Consider the following 21,620-nt stretch of genomic DNA (forward strand, 5'->3'; position numbering starts at 1 on the left):
GCTCCGCACTCCCCCGTGAGACGTCGTGTCAATAAGGATGTGAACAAGACGCACCTAAACACGATCGGCCGCCGCCCGCTAGAGGGCGACGGCCGATCATGCCCTGACCTGGGGTTTTATGAAATTATCGACCCGAGGGGCTGACCAGCACGGTCATCGTGGAGCCGCTCAGCGGCTCGTGGACGATGGAGATGCGGGTGTTGGTGTCAGAAACCTTGACACTGCCCGTCGGGTTCTCCTTGTACCAGTAGGTGCCCTTGCGGTCGTCGAAGACCGGGTTGCCCAGCGAGGGCTGGATCTTCAGCGGCACGTCCTGGTTATGGAGCGTGAAGCCCTTGTTCGGGTACCAGCTGAACGGGGCGTCGAACGGCTGGATCTTGTTGCGCACGATCGAGCCGTCCTTCCACTTCAGCGGCTTCGCGTGCGCGTCGACCGGCAGGATCAGACCCTCGCCCGGGTGGACGGAGGTGTTGTTGTCCTTCTGGGAGGTGTCCCAGAGCCAGACGAGCAGACCCGTCTGGTACGCGTAGTGCTCGACCCAGTCGGGACGGGTGGTGGAGAAGCCGAAGTTGTACGGGCCGACCTTGAGGGTCTCGTCGTACGACACGTACTGGCGGTTCTCCGCGATGTAGTACTGCGGGTAGTCCTGCGTGAACGACTCGCCGATCCGCGAGAAGCCCTTCACCGTCCAGCCGTTGTCACCGTCCTCGGCGTTGTCCGAGAAGAGGGTGGCGCCGTCGGCGGTGATGGTGATCTCGTCGGCCGCGAAGCCCTTGCCGCCCGCGCCGCCGTCCGTCTGGTAGCGGAAGCGGAGGTCGACCTTCTTGCCCGCGTAGGCGTCCAGGGGGAAGGAGAGCTTCTGGTACGCGCCGGACACGTCGGTCAGGGCCGGCTTGTCGCTGGCGTCGCGCGGGATGGCCTTGCCGTCGGCGGTGCCGTCGAGCGCGGTCCAGCTCGTGCCGCCGTTGTCGGACACCTCGGTGTAGAGGTAGTCGTAGTCGGCCTCGATGTCGTACCAGCCCGAAAGGTCCAGCTTGGCCGAGGACTTGCCGGTCAGGTCGACCGAGCGGGTCAGGGTGTTCGACAGGTTGTCGCCCCGGTCGCTCCACCACTGCTTCGCACCCTGGGCGGGCTTGACGACGGTGGTGGTGACGGCCTTGGCCGGCAGCTCGACGACGAGCGCCTGCGGGTCCTTGGTGTTGTACTCCGAGACGCCCAGCTTGTGCAGCGAGGTCTTGCCCGCCTTGGCCGTGTCGTAGTCGAGCCAGCCCAGCTGGAGCTTGTCCCACGAGGTCATGTCGCCCGGCAGGTTGCCGATCTCGCCCTTGCCGGTGCCGAGCCAGGAGCCCGCCGACATCAGGGACCAGAAGCCGACCGAGTTCTCGCCGCCGCCGGAGGTGTCGTACAGGTCCGGGAGGCCGAGGTCGTGGGCGTACTCGTGGGCGAAGACGCCGAGGCCGCCGTTCTCGGGCTGGACGGTGTAGTCGCCGACCCAGATGCCGGTGTCACCGATCTGCGCGCCGCCGGCCTTGTTGTCGGCCGGGCCGGTCGCACCGGCGTTGGTGCCGTACGCGTACCAGCGGTGCGCCCAGATGGCGTTCTCGCCCTCGGCGCCGCCGCCGGCCGACTCGTCCTCGCCGGCGTGGACCAGCTGGAAGTGGTCGATGTAGCCGTCCGGCTCGTTGAAGTTGCCGTCGCCGTCGTAGTCGTAGCGGTCCCACTGGTCGTACTCAGCGAGGTTCGCCTTGATCTGCGCGTCGGTGCGGCCCTTGGCCTTCTGGTCGGCGACCCAGGCGTTGACGCCGTCGCGGACCGCGTCCCAGACGTTGGCGCAGTTGGACTGGCCGCAGTAGTTGGAGCCGTAACGGGCCTCGTTGTAGTCGACCTTCACCCAGTCGGAGACCTGGCCCTCGACCGAGTAGCGGCCCGAGGAGGTCTTCTCGTAGTAGGTCTTGAGCGAGTGGACGTTCTTGCCCTCGCCGAAGTACAGCTTCTCGAAGTGCGCCTGGTTGTAATCGGCCTTCCAGGCGGTGCTGTTGTCCTTCTTGGGGTCCGGCTTGGCGATCTCGTTGTGCGCCGGGCCGGGCGTGCCGCCGTACTTCTTGACCGGCGGCTTGGGGCCGTCGCCGTCCGGGTCGAACATGGTCGTGTCGTCGACCTTGTCGCCGAACTCCAGCAGGATGGTGAAGATCTTGTCGGTCTTCTCCCGGCCGAGCTCCACGTACTTCTTGTCGCCGAGCTTGACGACCTTGGAACCGGCCTTGGTCGTCACCTTCTTGTCCCCGGCGAGCACCTGCTCCAGCGCGGCCTCCCGCTGCGCTGCCTGCTGCTCGCTGAAGGGACCTTCGAGGTTGTGCTCCACGTGCCCCTTGCCGGGCGCCGGGTCATGGCGGTCGACGGTGGGAGCGGCGGAGGCGGTGGAACCTGACGTGGTGTCATGCGCCTGGGCGGTGGCGAAGGTCGAGGCCGTCGCCGCCGTCGCGGCCATGGCCACGACAACAGCAGCGGCGCGAAGCGCCCGTCTCTGATTGGTCACTTGATTGCAGTCCTCCCCGGGCGTCCGCGCAGCGGCCAGGGGGGTATGGAGAGGGCCGCGCGCGCAACGCGTCACAAGTGACGACATTCGATCGGAGTTGCGAGAGAAAAGACAGACCTTGACTTGAACAGGCCAAGTGCACTATGTAGAAGCGCTTTCCCGATATGCGGACAGGATCACCGCCAACGGGCGCGCCACGCCGTCCGGTTGGCGAGAGGCGTGACTCCGTGCGCCCCCTGTGCACCGGCACCGTGGGTTAGGTCACGCTTACTACGGGTCCCTGTCGGGCATCCACCGTCGTAGGGTCGGAAGGTACCTGTGCACGTACCTCCGCCCGCCCATCCGACGTCCCGAGGACGGAAGAACGCCATGCCGCGTCCGACTGCCGCACAGCTCGTCTACGGTTCGGCCACCGTCATCTGTACGACCCTCGCCCTGCTGCTGCTCTCCCGTACGGAATCGGGCATCGGTGTGGGCATCGCCGCCACCACCGGGCTCGCGCTCGGCCTGCTGGTCGCCCTGCGCCTGCCGCAGGCACAGCCCCGGGCGGCTACCGCCACGGGCCGGACGGCGCATCCGCACACCGCCCACGCCGCCGCCTCCACCGCCCGTGCGCACCACGCCCTGGAAGGCGTAGGAGCCCGGCAGCGGGTGCCGGCCGGCCGCTCGTCCCGGCAGGCGGACCGGCAGCACTCGCTGGGCCGCTGAGCGACCCGCGCCTTCGGCAGCCGGACGGGAGGACGACGCACCCGCCCGGCTGCTTCCGCGTGCCTACCTGGCCACGACCACCACGGTCTTGGCCGCCTTGTCCTGGAGCCCCTGCCGGTAGGGCTTGTCCGTGAACATCAGCACGATGTTGATCAGCCACCACAGGCACGGGCAGCACAGCAGCGCCGGAGCCCAAAGGACGACGGCCCGCATCAGCGCGGCGCCGGTGTCCGGCACCCGGCCGTCGTTCAGCATGGCCACGCGGAGCTTGAGCAGGCGCTTGCCGAGGGTCCGGCCGTCCTTGTGGGTGAAGTACGTGTCGTACGCGACGTAGACCACCAGGCCGATCAGCGACCACAGGAACTGGTGGCCGCTGTAGGCGGCGTCGAACCCGTCACCGTCGTTCCCGTCGACATCGATGGCCCCGCCCCACGGCAGCGAGATCAGGTACAGCGGGATCGAGATGATGAGGAAGTCGATCAGCCGCGCCAGGATCCGCTTGCCCGGCTCGGCCAGCGGCGGCATCCCGGCCAGCGGATCCGGCGCCCCGAAACCGCCGCCGCTTCCGTACGGGTCGTTCGGCGGAGGCGGCGGGGGCGGAGGAGGCGGCGCACTCCCGTACGGCGGCTGGCCGTAAGGCGGCTGACCTCCCGTCGGCTGTCCTCCCGTCGGCGGCTGACCGTCTGACGGCGGCGGAGGCTCCTGCGGCTTCTTGAGGAACGGATCGTCGTCCTCGGGCGGCTGGCCGGGCGTCGGCTGGTCGTTGCTCATGGGGGCAGTGCATCCCGTGCCACCGGGGCCCGCAACGGCTCAGGTGCGTTCGGGGGACGCGGGGCGGCAAACGAGTTTACGGCGGGGCCGCGGGCCCTGCCCGTCCAGCCGGGTCCGGTCCCCGTCCAGCCGGGTCCGGTCCCCGCTCAGCCCGCCACGAACGTGCGGGCCGCCTTGTCGTGCCAGCACTGGCGCCACGGGCGGTCGATCAGGCACCAGAGGACGTTGGCCACGCCGATGACCAGGAGCCCCAGCAGCCCGTAGACGAGCCAGCGGCGCAGGGCCGCCCCGAGGGTGGGCGCGTCGTGGGACTCGATGTCCCGGACGTCGAGCCCGAACAGCTTCTTGCCGAGCGTCCGGCCCCACTTGGCGGTGGGCAGCGCCTCCAGGAGGAAGCCTAGGAGGAGGAAGGCCGCGAACAACGCCCCCAGCAGCGTCCCGGTGGTGGAGTCCAGCAGCCAGACGGTGACGGTCTCGCCGGTCTGCTTCGCCGCCGTGATCTTCCGGTCGATGTGGTCCATGGCCTGGGTGCCGAGAGGGATGGCCACCGCGCCGACGACCATGCCGAGCACCAGGTTGTCGACCAGCCGCGCCGCGAACCGCTTGCCGAGCCCGGCGGGCCGGGCCGCCGCCTGCGAGCGGACGAGCTGCTGGAAGGGGTCATCGGCCACCGGCGGCTTCCAGGGCACGACGGGCTGGTCCGGCGCCGCGCCGGAACCGGACTGCGCGAACGAAGGCCGCTGTTGCTGGTGGGGCAGGGGGTGTTGGTGGGGGGCTTGTTGCTGGTGGTGTTGCGGGGACTGCGGGGCCTGCTGGTACTGCTGTGGCTGCTGTTGTTCCGGCTGAGCCAGTGGGTGGGCCTGCTGCGCCCACGACGCCGAACCGCCGCCGGGGCCCTGGGTGAGCGGCGTGTGCAGGGCCGCCGGAGGAGCGGGCGCCGGGGACGGCGTGGGTACGGAGGTGGCGGCGGGGGCCTGGACCGGTCCCTGCGGGGCCTCCTGCCGGGCGGCGGCCCGGGCCGGGAGGGGCTGGGCGGGAGGGGCCGGAGCGGGTGCCGGGGTCGGGAGCGCCCGGGGTCCGGGGGCCTGAGCGGGACTCAGGTTCTCCGCCGCGCTCACGTTCTGCGCCCCGCTCCGGCTCTGCGCGCCGGTCACCTTCTGCGGGCCCACCGCGCGGATCGTCACCGTGCCCTCGGCCGGCGGCCGCGCACCGGCCTCCTCCGCCGGCCGGCCGCCGCCTCCGCCGTCCCGCATCCCCGGCAGCGCGCCGCCGGTCGGGTCCTGCGCGCGAGGTGCCCCGGGGTCGGCGGCCGGTTCCGATGCCGGGTCGGGCCAGGAGACCCGGCGGTCCCGCTCGCCGCCGAAACCGGTCTGGCGCGCGGAGTCCGCCTGCCAGACGGACCCGGCGTCCGCCCCCGAAGACCCGCCCTGCCCACCCGACCCGTCCGAGCCTTCCGGAAGCCCGTCCTCCTCGTCGAAGAAGATCGGCCCGGTCTCCTCCACCGGCCCGGCCTGCGCACCCGCCTGCGGAGCGGCCGTGACAGGGGCGGCGGCCGGAGCCGCCTGCTGCGGCGCGGGGCGGCTCGTACCCGGCACCCAGGACGCGCCGTTCCAGTACCGGACGTAACCGGGGATGGAGGGGTCGGGGTAGTAGCCCTCACGGGGGCTGTCGTCACCGGGTGCCGGAGTTGGCGCGCTCATCAGCGGGTCCCGTATCTCTTCGAGGCCTCAGGCCGTTCGGCGCCGGGAGGGCGGACGGCCTCAATACAAGGGTCCACATCTACCAGACCGCCACGTATCCCCGGGCCGGTCCGCCTGTTTGGGACCACTTTCATGATGGATCGAAGTTTTTTTGAGAAGTCGCGTAATAGGTGGCGGGGAGGGCGCTCTCTCCTTGTGCGGGACGGTCAGCGGGACCGGCCCAGGAGCACCGGAAGGTCGTGCATTCTCGTGATGAACATCGTGGAACGTGAGCTGGAGCTGAAGCTCGTCCTCTCCCCCGAGCGGTCCATCCCGGTCCCCGCCCGGCTGACCTACCGCACGGACGACCCGTACGCCGTGCACATCGCCTTCCACATCTCCTCCGATTCGCCCGTGCACTGGACGTTCGCGCGGGAGCTGCTGGTGGAGGGCGTGTTCCGGCCGTGCGGGCACGGGGACGTACGGATCTGGCCGACGAAGATCCAGAACCGCAGCGTGATCTGCGTGGCCCTCACCTCCCCGGACGGCAACGCCCTCCTCGAAGTCCCCGCGGCCGCCGTGGCCGCCTGGGTCGAGCGCACTCTGCGCGTGGTGCCGCCGGGCACGGAGAGCGACCGGCTCGGGATCGACGAGGCGCTGGCCGAGCTGCTGGCCCCGCTGCCGGCGGACGACCTGTGGCTGAGCGACCCGTGGTCGGCGGACGAGTCGCCGTCCCAGGACGGTGAGGCGTGAGGGCCCCCGTGGCGAGCGGGCATGAGGGCCCCGTGAGCAGCGGGTGTCAGAAGAGCTTGCCGGGGTTGAGGAGGCCGAGCGGGTCGAAGGCGGCCTTGATACCGCGCTGCAACTCGATACCGGTCTCGCCCAGTTCGCGGGCGAGCCACTCCTTCTTGAGGACGCCGACGCCGTGTTCGCCGGTGATGGTCCCGCCCAGCTCCAGACCGAGCGCCATGATCGCGTCGAAGGACTCCCGGGCCCGGCGGGACTCGTCGGCGTCGGTGTGGTCGAAGCAGACGACGGGGTGGGTGTTGCCGTCGCCCGCGTGGGAGCAGACGCCGATGGTGAGGTCGTACCGCTCGGCGATGGCCGCCGTGCCCGCGAGCATCTCGCCGAGCCGGGAGCGCGGTACGCAGACGTCGTCGATCATCGTGGCGGACTTGACGGCCTCCAGCGCGGTGAGCGACATCCGGCGGGCCTGGAGGAGGAGTTCGGACTCGGCCGGGTTGTCGGCCGGGACCACTTCGGTGGCTCCGGCGGCCGTGCAGAGCGCTCCGACGGCGGCGAGGTCGGCGGCAGGGTCCGGTGTGTCGAAGGCGCAGAGGAGGAGCGCCTCGGTGGTCTCCGGCAGTCCCATGGAGGCCAGCTGGTTGACGGCACGCACGGTCGTCCGGTCCATCAGTTCGAGGAGTGACGGGGTGTGACCGCGCTCCATGATCCGGCACACAGCGTCACAGGCGGCGGCTGCCGACGGGAACTCGGCGGCCAGCACGAGCTGTTGCGGCGGCTGCGGTTTCAGCGCGAGGACGGCTTTGACGACGATCCCGAGGCTGCCTTCGGAGCCGACGAAGAGCCGGGTCAGGTCGTATCCGGCGACACCTTTCGCCGTCCGGCGGCCGGTGGTCAGGAGCCGCCCGTCGGCCAGGACGACGTCCAGACCGAGGACGTACTCGGCGGTGACCCCGTACTTCACGCAGCACAGTCCGCCGGAGGCCGTGCCGATGTTGCCGCCGATCGTGCACGTCTCCCAGCTGGAGGGGTCCGGCGGGTAGTAGAGGCCGTGTTCGTTGACCGCACGTGACAGCACCGCGTTGATGACGCCCGGCTCGACGACGGCGATCCGGTCGACCGGGCTGATCTCCAGGATCCGGTCCATCCGCACCAGCGAGAGCACGATGCAGCCGTCCGAGGCGTTGGCCGCGCCGGACAGGCCGGTCCGCGCGCCCTGCGGGACGACCGGGACGCGCAGCTCTGTGGCGGTGCGCATGACGTGCTGGACCTGCTCGACCGTGCGCGGGAGCACGACGACGGCCGGGGTGCCGGCCTCGCAGAAGCTCGCCATGTCGTGGGCGTAGGACGTGGTGACGTCCGGATCCGTGATCAGGGCCTCGGCCGGCAGCCCGGTGCGCAGGCGTTCGAGAAGATCGCTCATGGTTCCAGCGTGGCACTCGGGGGCCAATGGTGTGAACCCGTCGGCGGGAGCGATCCCAAGGTGCGGTGTGCTCGTATGACTGACGCACAGTGATGGCCATGGATGTCATGCCCCAGCAGGATCCCGAGTCCCGCCGGCCGCCCGAGCCGTCCCCGCAGGAACCGCAGGACCCGCAGGACCCGCAGGACCCGCGGGCGCCGCGCGACGCGACGCCCGGTGCGGACCCTTACGTGATGCCCGCCGAAGGCGCCACCGCCGTACCGCCTCCGCCGCCCACGCTGCGGACGACTCTGCGCCGGGCCGCGTTCGGGGCGCTGGCGGCGGGGGTGCTGCTGGCCGGGGCGCTGGTGGCCGTACCGGACGGGAAGGACGACCGGGCGAAGGAGCCGGGGCCGGTGGAGCGGGCAGAGGCGGCGGCGACCGCGGGCTCCCCCGCCTCCCTCTCCGACCTGACCGCGCTGATCGGGGACCGGCAGAAGTGGGTGGAGGCGCATCCCGGCGACGCGCCGTCGTGGGCGACGCTCGGTTCGGCGTACGTGGAGTGGGGGCGGCGCTCGGCGGACGCGGCGTACTTCGGGCGGGCGGAGGAGGCGCTGAAGCGGTCGCTGGCGGCGCGGCCGGGTGAGCGCGGGAACGGGGAGGCGTGGGTCGGGATGGCGGCGCTGGCCAACGCGCGCCACGACTTCCTGGCGGCGAAGCGGTGGGGCGAGACGGTGCGGAAGCAGGAGCCGAAGACCTGGCGCGTGTATCCGGTCCTCATCGACGCCTACACCGGTCTGGGGGACGTCAAGGCGGCGACCGCGGCGACGGAGAAGTTCGGCGAACTGCGCAAGGGCGTCCCGGCTCTGGCCCGCACCGCCGACCTCTACCGGGGCCAGGGCTGGCGCGAGGACGCGCTGGCCACCGCCCGCGAGGCCGCCGACCGCGCGACGACGCCCGCCGAGAAGGCCGAGGCGCTGCACCGGCTCGGCGAGCTGGCCTGGGAGCGGGGGGAGGCGGAGGAGGCGGTGGCGCAGTTCGACGCGGCGCTGCGCACGGACGCCGGCCACCACGCGTCCCTGGCGGGCAAGGCCCGGGCGCTGGTGGCGCTGGACCGGACGGACGAGGCGGTGGCCGCGTACCAGAGCGTCATCACCGAGCTTCCGCGCCCGGCGTACGCCCTCGAACTCGGCGAGCTGTACGCGTCCCTGGAGCTCGACGGCGACGCGAAGAGCCAGTACGAGGAGCTCGGCGAGCTGCTGGAGCAGGCGAAGGCGGCCGGGGTCGACGAGTCGTTGATCCGGGCCCGGTACGAGAGCGACCACGGGGACCCGGCGGTGGCGGTGGAGCTGTTGCGCGGCCAGTGGAGGAAGCAGCACCGCAGTGCGGCGGTGGCGGACGCGCTGGGCTGGGCGCTGCACCGGGCGGGCAAGTCGGAGGAGGGGGTGGAGTACGCGCGGCAGGCGGTGGAGACGGGCGTGCGGAACGCCTCGTACGCGTACCACCTGGGCGTGATCGAACGGGAGCTGGCGCGGTACGGCCCGGCCCGCCGCCATCTGGAGGAGGCGCTGCGCACCAACCCGGCCTTCTCACCGCTGGAGGCGCCGAAGGCCCGGGAGGCACTGGAGACGCTCGGCGAGCCGCCGCCGGGCGGGCCGGGGGACATGCAGCCGCCGCCTCCCCCGCCCCCGCCGGCGCCTGAGCCGAAGCGGGAGGCCGAGCCGAAGCCCGAACCCAAACGGGAGCCGAAGCAGGAACCGAAGCCCGAGCCGAAGCGGGAGTCCCCCGAGCCCGAGGCCCCCGCGCCCGCTCCTTCCCAGTCGGCCCCGGCCCCGTCGAAGGCGGCCCCGAGCAGCCCGGCCGCGGTGGCGGCCGACGCCTCGAAGTCTCCCTAGCACGGCCGTGGAGAACGGCATACGCCACCGCGGTCCAGGGTGCTGCCCCGGGCCGCGGTGGCGTATGTGGGAGGTTCAGGAGCCGGGGAGGCTCAGAGGTTGCCGCGCTTCTCCTGCTCGCGCTCGATCGCCTCGAAGAGGGCCTTGAAGTTGCCCTTGCCGAAGCCCATGGAGCCGTGGCGCTCGATCATCTCGAAGAAGACGGTCGGGCGGTCCTGGACCGGCTTGGTGAAGATCTGCAGCAGGTAGCCGTCCTCGTCGCGGTCGACCAGGATCTTCAGCTCGCGCAGCGTCTCGACCGGCACCCGGGTCTCGCCGGCCCACTCGCCGAGGGTGTCGTAGTACGAGTCGGGGGTGTCCAGGAACTGCACACCGGCCGCGCGCATCGACCGGACCGTGGAGACGATGTCGTTGGTGGCGAGCGCGATGTGCTGGACGCCGGCGCCGCCGTAGAACTCCAGGTACTCGTCGATCTGCGACTTCTTCTTCGCGATCGCCGGCTCGTTGATCGGGAACTTCACCTTCAGCGTGCCGTCGGCGACGACCTTCGACATCAGGGCGGAGTACTCGGTGGCGATGTCGTCGCCCACGAACTCCTTCATGTTGGTGAAGCCCATGACCTCGTTGTAGAAGCCGACCCACTCGTTCATCCGGCCGAGCTCCACGTTGCCGACGCAGTGGTCGATGGCCTGGAAGGTCCGCTTGGCCGGCGGCTCCACGATCGGGGAGGCGGCGGCGAAACCGGGGAGGTAGGGGCCGTCGTAGCCGGAGCGCTCCACCAGGGTGTGGCGGGTCTTGCCGTACGTGGCGATGGCGGCGAGGACGACGGTGCCGTGCTCGTCCTTGACCTCGTGCGGCTCGGTGAGACCGCGGGCGCCGTGTTCCACGGCGTACGCGTAGGCGGCGCGGGCGTCCGGGACCTCGATGGCGAGGTCGACGACCCCGTCACCGTGCTCGGCGACATGGTCGGCGAGGAAGGTGCCCCACTCGGAGGACGCCTTGATCACCGAGGTGAAGACGAAGCGGGCGGCGCCGCTGGTGAGGACGTAGCTCGCGGTCTCGCGGCTGCCGTTCTCCGGTCCGGAGTAGGCCACGAGCTTCATGCCGAAGGCGGTGGAGTAGTAGTGCGCGGCCTGCTTGGCGTTGCCCACGGCGAAGACGACCGCGTCCATTCCCTTGACCGGGAAGCGGTCGGCCTGCGCGGCGGTGTCAGGGCTGGTGTGCAGAGTCTCAGTCATATGTGAAGGCTCTCCCCGCGCCGCAAGGTGCGCAATAGTTTGCGTATTCACTGGTCAATATGTGCAGTCGCTAGCCATGATGGCCGGGCTATCTGTACAGGGTGACCACCGGAGGCGGGCTCATGGCGATCGATCATCTGGACGGCCGGCTCATCGTGCTGCTCGCGCGGGAGCCCCGCATCGGCGTCCTCGAAGCATCCCGGCGGCTCGGGGTGGCGCGCGGAACCGTGCAGGCGCGGCTGGACCGCCTTCAGTCGAATGGCGTCATCCGGGGGCTAGGCCCCGACGTGGACCCGGCCGCGCTCGGCTATCCGGTCACCGCGTTCGCAACGCTGGAGATCAAGCAGGGCCAAGGCGCCGACGTCCGGGCCCATTTGGACGGCGTACCGGAGGTGCTGGAGCTGCACACCACCACCGGCACCGGGGACATGCTGTGCCGGCTGGTGGCCCGCTCCAACGCCGATCTCCAGCGGGTGATCGACCGGGTTGTCGGATTTGATGGCATCGTCCGGGCCTCCACGGCGATCGTCATGGAGAACCCGGTTCCGCTGCGGATCATCCCGCTGGTGGAACAAGCGGCGAAGGACACCGTCTGAGCCGGGGAAATGCGGGCAGAGGAAGATCCCGGAAGCCCGACCGCCGACCGAACCGAAGGAGCGCCGTGTGAGCTTCTGGGAGTATCTGAACACCCGACACCAGCAGCTCCTCACGGACGCGTTCCAGCACGCCAGCGCCGTCTTCCAGTGCATGGTCATCGCGACCGTGCTGGGTGTGCTCATCGCCGTGGTGGCCTACCGCAGCGGCTGGGGCGGCTCGCTGGCCATCAGCTCCACGGCGACGATCCTCACCATCCCCTCGCTGGCCGCGATCGGTCTGCTGATCCCGCTGGTGGGGCTCGGGGTGGCGCCGACGGTGATCACCCTGACGCTGTACGGGCTGCTGCCCATCGTCCGCAACGCCATCGTGGGGCTGCGGGGGGTCGATCCCGCGCTGGTGGACGCGGCGACGGGCATCGGGATGTCCCGGACGGCGCGGCTCTGCCGGGTGGAGCTGCCGCTCGCCTGGCCGCCGATCCTGACCGGGATCCGGGTCTCCACCCAGATGCTGATGGGGATCGCCGCCATCGCCGCGTACGCCTCCGGGCCCGGTCTCGGCAACGAGATCTTCCGGGGCATCGCCTCGCTCGGCAGCGCCAACGCCATCAACCAGGTCCTGGCGGGCACGCTCGGCATCGTCGTCCTCGCCCTGCTCTTCGACGCCGCGTACGTCCTGCTGGGACGGCTGACCATCCCGAGGGGGATCCGTGCCTGAGACCGAGACCGTTCCGGCGAGAGAGAGCGCCACCGCCTCCGGGGCCACGATCCAGTTGGAGAACCTCACCAAGAAGTACCCGGGGAACCCGAACCCGGCCGTCGACAACGTCTCGATGGAGATCAAGGCCGGCGAGACCGTGATCTTCGTCGGCCCGTCCGGCTGCGGGAAGTCCACCACACTGAAGATGATCAACCGGCTGATCGAGCCCACCTCGGGCCGGATCAGGATCGACGACGAGGACGTCACCGACATCGACCCGGTGAAGCTGCGCCGGAAGATCGGGTACGCGATCCAGTCCTCCGGCCTCTTCCCGCACATGACGGTCGCCGACAACATCGCGCTGGTCCCGAAGATGGTCGGCTGGTCCAAGTCCCGGGTGAAGGACCGGGTGGAGGAGATGCTGGACCTGGTGGGGCTGGACCCGCGCGAGTTCCACGGCCGCTACCCGCGCCAGCTCTCGGGGGGCCAGCAGCAGCGGGTGGGCGTGGCGCGTGCGCTCGCCGCCGACCCGCCCGTCCTGCTGATGGACGAGCCGTTCGGGGCGGTCGACCCGATCACCCGCGACCACCTCCAGGACGAGCTGATCCGGCTCCAGCACGAGCTGCACAAGACGATCGTGTTCGTCACCCACGACTTCGACGAGGCGATCAAGCTCGGCGACCGGATCGCGGTGCTGCGGGAACGGTCGCACATCGCGCAGTTCGACACCCCCGAGGCGATCCTCACCAACCCGGCGGACGACTTCGTCTCCGGCTTCGTCGGGGCGGGCGCGGCCCTCAAGCGGCTCAACCTCACCCGGGTACGGGACGTGGGCATCGCGGAGTTCCCGACGGTGACGGTCGAGGACCCGCTCCAGACGATCTTCAACAAGCTGCGCAACGGCCCGCACAACGAACTGCTGATGCTGGACCGCCGCAACCGCCCGTACAAGTGGCTGCGGCGCGGCGACCTGATGCGGGCGCGCGGTTCGCTGGCGCGGGCCGGGCAGCTGGTGCACGACACGGTGACCCGGGACGCCACGCTGCACGACGCGCTGGAGGCGGTGCTGACCGACAGCGGCGGCCGGGTCGCGGTGACCGGGCGGCGCGGTGAGTTCATCGGGGTCGTCGACATGAAGACGCTGATGGACAACGTGCAGGAGCTGCTGGAGGCCGACCGGCTGACGGCGATGGAGCACCAGCACGACCTGGCGGAGCAGCGCGGCCACCAGACCGGGCAGGAGCTGGAGGGAGGTGGCGGCGGAGCATGAGCCCCAGCCACCAGTCCGGCTCCGGCAAGAGCCCGGCCACACCGACCCGGCCACCGGGCGAACACGACGTCAAGGGCCACGCCTTCCACGACGAGGAGAGCGACCCCTCTCCCGCCCCGGCTGCCCCGGCGCGCCGGATCACCTGGCGCAAGCTGGTGGTCCTCCCGGCGGTGCTTCTGGTCGTCCTGGGCATCACCTACGTGTGGATCACCAACATCCACCTGGACTCGATCGCGGAGAACTCGCTCTCCGGCGGCAACGTGCAGCTGCGCTGGTGGCAGCACGTGCGCCTGACGGCGATCTCCACCTTCTGGGTGCTGATCATCGCCATCCCGCTGGGCATCGCGCTGACCCGGCGGCGGCTGCGGAAGGCGGCCCCGGCGTTCACGGCACTGGCCAACATCGGGCAGGCCACCCCGGCGATCGGTCTGCTGGCGCTGCTGGTGATCTGGCTGGGCATCGGGCCCCGGACGGCGATCATCGGGATCGTGATCTACGCGGTGCTGCCGGTGCTCTCCAACACGGTGGCGGGCCTGCGGGCGATCGAGCCGAACATGATCGAGGCGGCGCGCGGGATGGGGATGTCCGGGCGGGGCGTCCTGCTGAGGGTGGAGCTGCCGCTGGCGGTGCCGCTGATCCTGGCGGGCGTCCGAACGGCGCTGGTCCTGAACGTCGGTACGGCGACGCTGGCCACGTTCGGCGGAGGCGGCGGGCTCGGCGACCTGATCACCTCGGGGATCCAGACGCAGCGGATGCCGGTGCTGATCATCGGGTCGGTGCTGACGGTGGTGCTGGCGCTGCTGGTGGACTGGCTGGCCTCGCTGGCCGAACTGGCGCTGACGCCCCGCGGGTTGGAGGAACAGTGAGGATGAGGAGTGCCTACGGTGTCCGGGGCCTGGCGGCCGCCGCGTCCTTGGTGCTGCTGGCGGGCGGCTGCGGGCTCAAGAGCGGTTCGCCGATGGTGGACGACGTGTCGCCGGGCTCGGTCGGGCAGGGCGAGCCGCTCAAGGGCGCCACGCTGACGGTGACCTCGAAGAACTTCAGCGAGAACATCATCCTCGGCCAGATGACCGGCCTGGTCTTCAAGGCGGCCGGGGCGGAGGTCCTGGACCGCACGAACCTGCCGGGGTCCATCAGCGCGCGCGAGGCCATCATCAACGGTGACGCCGACGCGCAGTGGGACTACACCGGCACCGGCTGGATCACGTTCCTGGGCCACGAGAACCCGATCGTGGACCCGAAGAAGCAGTACGAGGCGGTCCGGGACGAGGACAAGGGCAACGGGGTGGTCTGGCTGCCGCCGGCCCCCCTCGACAACACGTACGCCCTGGCCATCAGCAAGAAGAACAACGCCAGGTACCAGCTGAAGACCCTCTCGGACGTGGCCGCCCTGGCGAAGAAGGACCCGGGCGCGGTGACGATCTGTGTGGAGAACGAGTTCGCCTCCCGCGACGACGGACTGCCCGGGATGGAGAAGAAGTACGGGATGAAGATCCCGGCGGGCAACATCAAGAAGATGGACGCCGGGATCATCTACACCCAGGTCTCCGAGTCCAACTCCTGCCTGCTGGGCGAGGTGTTCACCACCGACGGCCGGATCAAGGCGATGGACCTGGACGTGCTGGAGGACGACAAGAACTTCTTCCCCAACTACAACGCGTCCCCGGTCGTCCACCTGGCCACCTTCGAGAAGTACCCGGTGATCGCGGAACTCCTGGACCCGCTCGCCAGGAAGCTGACCACCGAGGTGGCGCAGACGCTGAACGCGAAGGTGGACGTGGACGGGGAGGACCCGCACGAGGTGGCGAAGGAGTGGCTGGTGGCGGAGGGGTTCATCGAGGAGGGGTGAGAGGGCGGGGCGAGTTACAAAGAGCGCGTTGCAAAAACTCCTTGCAAAGATATCTTTGCAAGGCTACGGTCGAGGCATGACGGAGAACGAGACCGCGCGGCGCGCCCCTGCCCCTGCCCCTGCTGACGCCCCGGCCGGCGGGCGGAACATCCACAACATCAACGCCCGTACGTTGCGCACCCTCGCGCACCCGCTGCGGATCCGACTGCTCAACTCCCTGCGGGAGTTCGGCCCCGCCACCGCCTCCGGGCTCGGCGAGCGGCTGGGCGAGTCCAGCGGCGCGACCAGCTACCACCTGCGCCAACTGGCCGAATCCGGCCTGGTCGAGGACGCTCCGGAGCTGGGCAAGGGCCGGGAGCGGTGGTGGCGGTCGGTGCACGACGGAACGATGGTCGAGAGCGCCGACTTCCGGTCCCACGCCGACCCGGAGGTACGCGGGGCCATCGACGTCGTCCTGCACGAGACGGCCACGACCCACGCCCAGGAGCTGAACACCTGGCTCGGCACGATGGACGAGTGGCCGCAGGAGTGGCAGCGGGGCTGGGACATGAGCGACTTCAAGCTGCGCCTCACGCCCGAGCTGGCGCAGGAGCTGTACGAGAAGCTCCACGCCGTCGTGGAGAGCTACCGGGACCGCGTCCCGGAGGACACCGAGGGTTCGGCGGTCGTGCGGACCCATCTGCACACCTTCCCCCGCCCGTCCGAATGATCTCGATGAGCAGCGCACCCGACAGCCGACACCGAGAAGGGAATCACTCATGCACGCCGACACGCACGCGGACATCCACCTCACCCTGCACGCCGACCGGGCCGCCGAACTGCAGCACGAGGCAAGGGAGTTCCGCCTCCCCCGCGTCCGGCTGCGCACCCGCATCGGCTGGACGATGGTCGAGGTCGGCCTCCGGATGGCTCGCAGCGGCCCGCCGACGCCCCGCGCCCGCCCGTTCCGCACCGCTTAGCCGACCGCCTCCGGGGGAAGCACGGCCATGCACCGCCACCGCATACCGCTCGCCGCCGCCCTCGCGGCCAACTCCATCTCCACCGCCGGGACTTCACTCACCCTGATCGGGGTTCCCTGGTTCGTCCTGGAGACCACCGGCAGCGCGGGCCGGGCGGGCGTCGTCGCGTTCTGCGCCACCCTGCCGATCGTCCTCGCCGCGCTGATCGGCGGGCCGTTCATCGACCGGATCGGCCGCCGCCGGGTCGCCGTCGCCTCGGACACGGTGTGCGGCCTCGCCATCGCCGCGATCCCGGTGCTGCACCACGTGGGCGCGCTGGAGTTCTGGATGCTCTGCGCGCTGATGGCGCTGAACGGCTTCGCGCACACGCCGGGCAACACCGCCCGTTACGTGCTGATCCCGGACCTGGCGGAGCACGCCGGCACCACACTCCCCCGCGCCGCCAGCCTCTTCGACGCGGTCTCGCGCGGGGCCAGGATGGTCGGCGCGGCGCTGGCCGGCGTGCTCATCGCCTTCGCGGGCTCGGAGACCGTACTGCTCCTGGACGCCGCGACGTTCGGGCTGTCCGCGCTGCTGGTCGCCGTCGGCGTACGAGGGGTGGGCTCGGCCGAGCCGCGCAAGGGCGGGGCACCCGTCTCGATGCGTACGTACGGCACCGAACTCCGCGAAGGCTACGGCTACTTGCTGGGCAACCGGCTGCTGCTGGCGGTCGTGGTGATGGTGATGTTCATGAACGGCACCGACCAGGGCTGGAACGCGGTCCTGCTCCCGGTGCACGCCGAGGGCGAATTGGGCGGGGCCCGGGACATCGGGCTGCTCACCGCGCTGTTCGGGGCGGGCGGGCTGGCGGGGGCGCTGCTGTACGGGGCGGTGGGGCACCGGTTCTCGCGGCGGGCGGTGTTCACGGTGTGCGTGATCCTGTGCGGCGCGCCTCGGTTCCTGGTGGCGGCGGTGACCGGGACGGTGCTGCCGCTGGCCGTGACCATGCTGCTCGGCGGGATCGCGGGCGGGGTGCTGAACCCGATCCTGACGACGGTGATCTACGAGCGGGTCCCGGACCGGCTGCGGAGCCGGGTCTCGGGGGCGCTGACCGCCGGGTGCGAGTTCGCGATGCCGCTGGGCGGTCTCGCGGCCGGGTTGCTGGTGGAGGGGATGGGCCCGTCGGGGGCGCTGCTGGCGATGGGCGGGGTGTACTTCCTGGCGACGCTGAGCCCGCTGGTGTTCCCGTCGTGGCGAACGATGGAGGGACCGGCGGTGGACGGGGGGGCGGGTCAGGAGGTCTCCCTACCGCCACCGGATGACACGTCCGGGGTCAGCAGCTCGGCACCTTCCCGCCCTGCTCCAGCGCCTTGAGCGCGCCCACCGCGCCGCCGAGGGTGGTGACCGGGATCAGCCGCAGCCCGTCGGGCCGCTCGGCCTCCGCCTCGCGGCACTCGGCCTTCGGGACGAGGAAGACGGTGGCCCCGTCGCGGTGGGCGGCCTGGGTCTTCATGGAGACGCCGCCGACCGCGCCGACCTTGCCGTCCGCGCTGATCGTCCCCGTACCGGCGATGGTGCGGCCGCCGGTGAGGTCGCCGCCCCTGCCGTCACCGTCGAGCTTGTCGATGATGCCGAGCGAGAGGAAGAGGCCGGCGCTGGGCCCGCCGATGTCGCCGAGGTCCACGGTCACCCGCATCGAGCCGGGCTTGCGCTTCAGCTGGTTCAGGGCCGCGTCGACGGCGACGTTCTGGGACTGCTTCATGTCGTTCAGGTTGTGCTGCTCGATCTCCCGCTCGGAGCCGCCGGTCGGGTAGACGGAGTCGCGGGGCATGACCGCCCGGTCCGTACGGAACCAGCCGTCCACCACGTTGCCGATCCGGATGTCCGCCGTGGGCCCGGTGGCGACGATGGTGGTCATCCGCAGCTGCCCGTCGGTGGGCCGGGTCTCCGCGCCGGTGATGGTGATCACCGGCTTGCCCCGGTCCTCGCCGAGCACGTCGGCGGTCACCCCGGGCTGCGCCACGGTGAACGGGAGCGGCGCGAGAGCCGCCGTACCGAACAGGGCGAGGACGGGCAGCGCGCAGAGGGCGAGCGCGCGGGGGCGCGGGAGACGAGAGAGCACGCGTCCAATCTAACCGGCGCGCGGAAGCGGAAGCGCGCCAGGCGTACGCCCCCGGCTCTGACCGCCGCACGGAAACGGGAACGGGCCAGGCGCACGCCCCCGAGGTGCCACTGCCGCAGGGGCGCCGCCGGCGCGACGGCCGGACCCCGTACCTCCGGCCTGCCGACCCGCCGCGCCCCAGGTACGTAGCCGCGCCCCGGCCTCCCGACCCGCCGCGCCCCGCATGCGTACGGAACAGGCGCCGCCTACCGCAGTGCGTCCGCCACTTCGCGGGCGGCGTCGAGCACGCGCGGCCCGACCCGTTCCGGTACGGCGTCGGCGAGCATGACCACGCCGACGCTTCCCTCCACCCCCGACACCCCGACCAGCGGCGCGGCCGCCCCGCTGGCGCCGGCTTCGAGCTCGCCGTGGGTGAGGGTGTAGCCGGGATGTCCGGCCGCGTTGTGCTGGCGGGCGGAGAGGATGGCCCGCCCGGCGGCACCGCGGTCCAGCGGGTGCCGGAAACCCGCCCGGTAGGCCACGTGGTAGTCGGTCCAGGTCGGCTCGACGACGGCGACCGCGAGGGCGTCGCTGCCGTCGACGAGCGTGAGGTGGGCGGTGGCCCCTATGTCCTCTGCCAGCGAGCGCAGCGCGGGCAGCGCGGCCTCCCGGACGAGGGGGTGCACCTGACGGCCGAGGCGCAGCACACCGAGTCCGACCCGGGCGCGGCCGCCCAGATCACGGCGGACCAGGGCGTGCTGCTCCAGGGTGGCGAGCAGCCGGTAGACGACGGTCCGGTTGACGCCGAGTTTGTTGGACAACTCGGTGACGGTCAGACCGTGGTCGGTATCGGCGAGCAGTTTGAGGACCCGCAGTCCTCGGTCGAGCGTCTGGGAAGTCTCCGCTGTCACGACGCCCTCTCCTCTTCGGGTGAGCGACGGCGGCCCTGCTCCGGGGGTTGCGACACCGGTCCCAGCGGCGACGCACGGAGAGGCCGCCGGTCTGGCCATAGGCACCGGCTGCGCTCCGCGGCGGCTCTGCCACGGGGCGTTCATATGGCGGGGACAGTAGCGAGCCAGTCCGCTCAGCGGAAGCCCTCGTCCAGAATCCGGGCGCTCGTCCGGGCCGGGGCTCGACCGTACGGCATAACCGCCGGTCAGCGCGGTGGCGTCCGGAACGCGAACATCTACGCGCGTCCAGGTCGGCAGACGTGGTGGGTGACCCTTCGTGTACCTCATGTGAACTGTCGTTAACTCACGGTGAATTGAAGCCTGCGCAATTTTCCGGCCGGACGGTGGGGTGTGGCCGGAAACGGGCGTGCGGCCCGCCCCGGACGGACCGGAACGAGCCGCACGGAGCGCAGGGCGCGCCCCCGGTCTCACGTCATGCGGGTGGCCCACTCCTGGACCTTGGCGATCCGTGTCTGGATCTGGTGGGCGGTCGCCTCGGCGCTCGGCGGGCCGCCGCAGACGCGGCGCAGTTCGTTGTGGATGACGCCGTGGGGCTTGCCGCTCTGGTGGGTGTAGGCGGAGACCATCGTGTTGAGCTGCTTGCGCAGGCTGAGCAGCTGCTTGTGCGTGACGACGGGCCGCGCCTCGGCGGGCTTCTCCAGGAGGTCGGCCTCCTCGGCCGGCTTCTGGCGGCTGTGCGCGATCTGGCGGCTCTGCCGCTTCTGGAGGAGGAGCTGCACCTGGTCGGGTTCGAGGAGGCCGGGGATGCCGAGGTAGTCCTGCTCCTCCTCACTGCCCGGGTGGGCCTGCATGCCGAACTCGGCGCCGTCGTACAGCACCCGGTCGAAGACCGCGTCCGACTCCAGCGCCTCCCAGGGCAGTTGGTCCTCGGTCTCCTCGTCCTCCAGCCGCTCGGCGTCGGCGAGGAGCTGGTCCTCCTCCGCGAACGGGTTCTCCTCGTCGCTGCCCTTCTTCGGCTTGTCGAGGACGTGGTCGCGCTCGACCTCCATCTCGTTGGCGAAGTCGAGGAGCATCGGGATCGTCGGTACGAAGACGGAGGCCGTCTCACCGCGCCTGCGGGAGCGCACGAAGCGGCCGACGGCCTGGGCGAAGAAGAGGGGCGTCGAGATGGTGGTGGCGTACACGCCGACGGCGAGGCGCGGCACGTCGACGCCCTCCGACACCATGCGGACCGCGACCATCCAGCGCGACTCGTCCGCGCTGAACTTGTCGATCTTCTTCGAGGCCGCCTTCTCGTCGGAGAGGACCACGGTCGGGGTCTCGCCGGTGACCTTCTTCAGGATCTTGGCGTAGGCGCGGGCCGAGTCCTGGTCCGTCGCGATGACGAGCCCGCCCGCGTCGGGGATGCCCTTGCGGACCTCGGTGAGCCGCTTGTCGGCGGCGGCCAGCACGTTGGGGATCCACTCGCCGGTGGGGGCGAGCGCGGTGCGCCAGGCCTGGCCGATGGCGTCCTTGGTCATCGGCTCGCCGAGCCGGGCCGCGATCTCGTCGCCGGCCTTGGTGCGCCAGCGCATGTTGCCGCTGTAGCTGAGGAAGATGACCGGGCGGACGACGCCGTCGGCGAGCGCGTTGCCGTAGCCGTAGGTGTAGTCGGCGGAGGACCGGCGGATGCCGTCGTTGCCCTCCTCGTACTGCACGAAGGGAATCGGGTTGGTGTCCGACCGGAACGGCGTACCGGTCAGCGCGAGCCGCCGGGTCGCCGGGTCGAACGCCTCCTGGCAGGCCTCGCCCCACGACTTCGAGTCACCGGCGTGGTGGATCTCGTCGAGGATCACGAGGGTCTTGCGCTGCTCGCAGCGGTTGCGGTGCAGCATGGGCCGGACGCCGACACCGGCGTACGTCACGGCGACGCCGTGGTACTCCTTGCTCAGCGGACCGGCGCTGTACTCCGGGTCGAGCTTGATCCCTATCCGGGCGGCGGCCTCCGCCCACTGCTTCTTGAGGTGCTCGGTCGGGGCGACCACGGTGATCTGCTGGACGACGTGGTGGTGCAGCAGCCACGACGCGAGGGTCAGCGCGAAGGTGGTCTTGCCGGCGCCGGGCGTGGCGACGGCGAGGAAGTCGCGCGGCTGCTCCTGGATGTACCTCTCCATGGCCCCCTGCTGCCAGGCTCGCAGCTTGTTGGCGGTGCCCCAGGGGGCGCGGCCCGGGAAGGCGGGAGAGAGGTGGTGGGAGGAGGAGGCGGTGGTGGTGGTAGTCACGGTCTCCGGTTCGGGGCGCTCGGG

Annotated in this window: 19 protein-coding genes; 11 read left to right on the plus strand and 8 right to left on the minus strand. The window is 71.0% G+C overall.

Going from position 1 to position 21,620, the window contains the following annotated elements; genetic code table 11:
• Positions 1–124: 124 nt before the first annotated feature.
• Positions 125–2,536 (minus strand): immune inhibitor A domain-containing protein, encoded by a 2,412-nt coding sequence (locus ACIRR8_RS03760; RefSeq protein ID WP_404058515.1) that lies wholly within the window; start codon positions 2,534–2,536, stop codon positions 125–127.
• A gap of 369 nt (positions 2,537–2,905) precedes the next feature.
• Between ACIRR8_RS03760 and ACIRR8_RS03765 the strand changes: the two genes are divergently transcribed.
• Positions 2,906–3,244 (plus strand): hypothetical protein, encoded by a 339-nt coding sequence (locus ACIRR8_RS03765; protein ID WP_404058517.1) that lies wholly within the window; start codon positions 2,906–2,908, stop codon positions 3,242–3,244.
• Positions 3,245–3,307: 63 nt separating this feature from the next.
• Here ACIRR8_RS03765 and ACIRR8_RS03770 read toward each other — a convergent pair whose 3' ends face one another.
• On the minus strand, positions 3,308–4,015 hold the full coding sequence (locus ACIRR8_RS03770) for an RDD family protein (protein ID WP_404058519.1): 708 nt from the start codon (positions 4,013–4,015) through the stop codon (positions 3,308–3,310).
• Positions 4,016–4,161: 146 nt separating this feature from the next.
• Positions 4,162–5,715 (minus strand): RDD family protein, encoded by a 1,554-nt coding sequence (locus tag ACIRR8_RS03775; protein ID WP_404058521.1) that lies wholly within the window; start codon positions 5,713–5,715, stop codon positions 4,162–4,164.
• Between the two features lie 249 nt (positions 5,716–5,964).
• Between ACIRR8_RS03775 and ACIRR8_RS03780 the strand changes: the two genes are divergently transcribed.
• Positions 5,965–6,447, plus strand: a complete 483-nt coding sequence (locus ACIRR8_RS03780; RefSeq protein WP_404058523.1) for an SsgA family sporulation/cell division regulator — start codon at positions 5,965–5,967, stop codon at positions 6,445–6,447.
• Positions 6,448–6,493: 46 nt separating this feature from the next.
• Here ACIRR8_RS03780 and ACIRR8_RS03785 read toward each other — a convergent pair whose 3' ends face one another.
• Positions 6,494–7,861, minus strand: coding sequence for an FAD-binding oxidoreductase (locus ACIRR8_RS03785; protein WP_404058525.1), 1,368 nt, complete (start codon positions 7,859–7,861; stop codon positions 6,494–6,496).
• Between the two features lie 98 nt (positions 7,862–7,959).
• Here ACIRR8_RS03785 and ACIRR8_RS03790 point away from each other — a divergent pair, with 98 nt between their 5' ends.
• On the plus strand, positions 7,960–9,735 hold the full coding sequence (locus ACIRR8_RS03790) for a tetratricopeptide repeat protein (RefSeq protein WP_404058527.1): 1,776 nt from the start codon (positions 7,960–7,962) through the stop codon (positions 9,733–9,735).
• Between the two features lie 92 nt (positions 9,736–9,827).
• Here ACIRR8_RS03790 and hppD read toward each other — a convergent pair whose 3' ends face one another.
• The gene (gene hppD / locus ACIRR8_RS03795) at positions 9,828–10,973 is read right to left on the minus strand and encodes a 4-hydroxyphenylpyruvate dioxygenase (protein WP_404058529.1); all 1,146 of its coding nucleotides are present in this window, start codon (positions 10,971–10,973) and stop codon (positions 9,828–9,830) included.
• A gap of 122 nt (positions 10,974–11,095) precedes the next feature.
• Here hppD and ACIRR8_RS03800 point away from each other — a divergent pair, with 122 nt between their 5' ends.
• The 8 genes from ACIRR8_RS03800 (at position 11,096) to ACIRR8_RS03835 (ending at position 17,697) form a co-directional block, all read left to right on the plus strand.
• Complete coding sequence (locus tag ACIRR8_RS03800) at positions 11,096–11,569, plus strand: Lrp/AsnC family transcriptional regulator (protein ID WP_161030224.1); 474 nt, start codon at positions 11,096–11,098, stop codon at positions 11,567–11,569.
• Between the two features lie 67 nt (positions 11,570–11,636).
• Positions 11,637–12,284, plus strand: coding sequence for an ABC transporter permease (locus ACIRR8_RS03805; protein ID WP_109165439.1), 648 nt, complete (start codon positions 11,637–11,639; stop codon positions 12,282–12,284).
• Positions 12,277–13,536: a betaine/proline/choline family ABC transporter ATP-binding protein gene (locus ACIRR8_RS03810; protein WP_404058531.1), complete on the plus strand. Its 1,260-nt coding sequence runs from the start codon at positions 12,277–12,279 to the stop codon at positions 13,534–13,536. The genes ACIRR8_RS03805 and ACIRR8_RS03810 overlap by 8 nt, the downstream gene beginning before the upstream one ends.
• Complete coding sequence (locus ACIRR8_RS03815) at positions 13,533–14,402, plus strand: ABC transporter permease (protein WP_404058533.1); 870 nt, start codon at positions 13,533–13,535, stop codon at positions 14,400–14,402. The genes ACIRR8_RS03810 and ACIRR8_RS03815 overlap by 4 nt, the downstream gene beginning before the upstream one ends.
• Positions 14,403–14,404: 2 nt before the next feature.
• A complete protein-coding gene (locus ACIRR8_RS03820) occupies positions 14,405–15,385 on the plus strand; it encodes a glycine betaine ABC transporter substrate-binding protein (RefSeq protein ID WP_404058535.1) in 981 nt (326 codons plus the stop codon).
• A gap of 76 nt (positions 15,386–15,461) precedes the next feature.
• Entirely contained in the window at positions 15,462–16,094 is a 633-nt protein-coding gene (locus tag ACIRR8_RS03825; RefSeq protein WP_404058537.1) for an ArsR/SmtB family transcription factor, read from the plus strand.
• A 49-nt stretch (positions 16,095–16,143) separates the two neighbouring features.
• The gene (locus ACIRR8_RS03830; RefSeq protein ID WP_404058539.1) at positions 16,144–16,344 is read left to right on the plus strand and encodes a hypothetical protein; all 201 of its coding nucleotides are present in this window, start codon (positions 16,144–16,146) and stop codon (positions 16,342–16,344) included.
• 27 nt (positions 16,345–16,371) lie between these two features.
• The gene (locus tag ACIRR8_RS03835; protein ID WP_404058541.1) at positions 16,372–17,697 is read left to right on the plus strand and encodes an MFS transporter; all 1,326 of its coding nucleotides are present in this window, start codon (positions 16,372–16,374) and stop codon (positions 17,695–17,697) included.
• Here the strand turns inward: ACIRR8_RS03835 and ACIRR8_RS03840 are convergent.
• The 3 genes from ACIRR8_RS03840 to ACIRR8_RS03850 form a co-directional block, all read right to left on the minus strand.
• The gene (locus ACIRR8_RS03840) at positions 17,657–18,445 is read right to left on the minus strand and encodes a S16 family serine protease (RefSeq protein WP_404058543.1); all 789 of its coding nucleotides are present in this window, start codon (positions 18,443–18,445) and stop codon (positions 17,657–17,659) included. The two genes, ACIRR8_RS03835 and ACIRR8_RS03840, sit on opposite strands and share 41 nt — an antisense overlap.
• A 245-nt stretch (positions 18,446–18,690) precedes the next feature.
• Positions 18,691–19,335 (minus strand): helix-turn-helix domain-containing protein, encoded by a 645-nt coding sequence (locus ACIRR8_RS03845; RefSeq protein ID WP_355865022.1) that lies wholly within the window; start codon positions 19,333–19,335, stop codon positions 18,691–18,693.
• A 467-nt stretch (positions 19,336–19,802) separates the two neighbouring features.
• Positions 19,803–21,596, minus strand: coding sequence for a DEAD/DEAH box helicase (locus ACIRR8_RS03850; protein ID WP_404058545.1), 1,794 nt, complete (start codon positions 21,594–21,596; stop codon positions 19,803–19,805).
• Positions 21,597–21,620: the final 24 nt, after the last annotated feature.

Origin of the sequence: Streptomyces sp. NPDC101178, assembly GCF_044767965.1 — a bacterium.
Classification (GTDB): domain Bacteria; phylum Actinomycetota; class Actinomycetes; order Streptomycetales; family Streptomycetaceae; genus Streptomyces.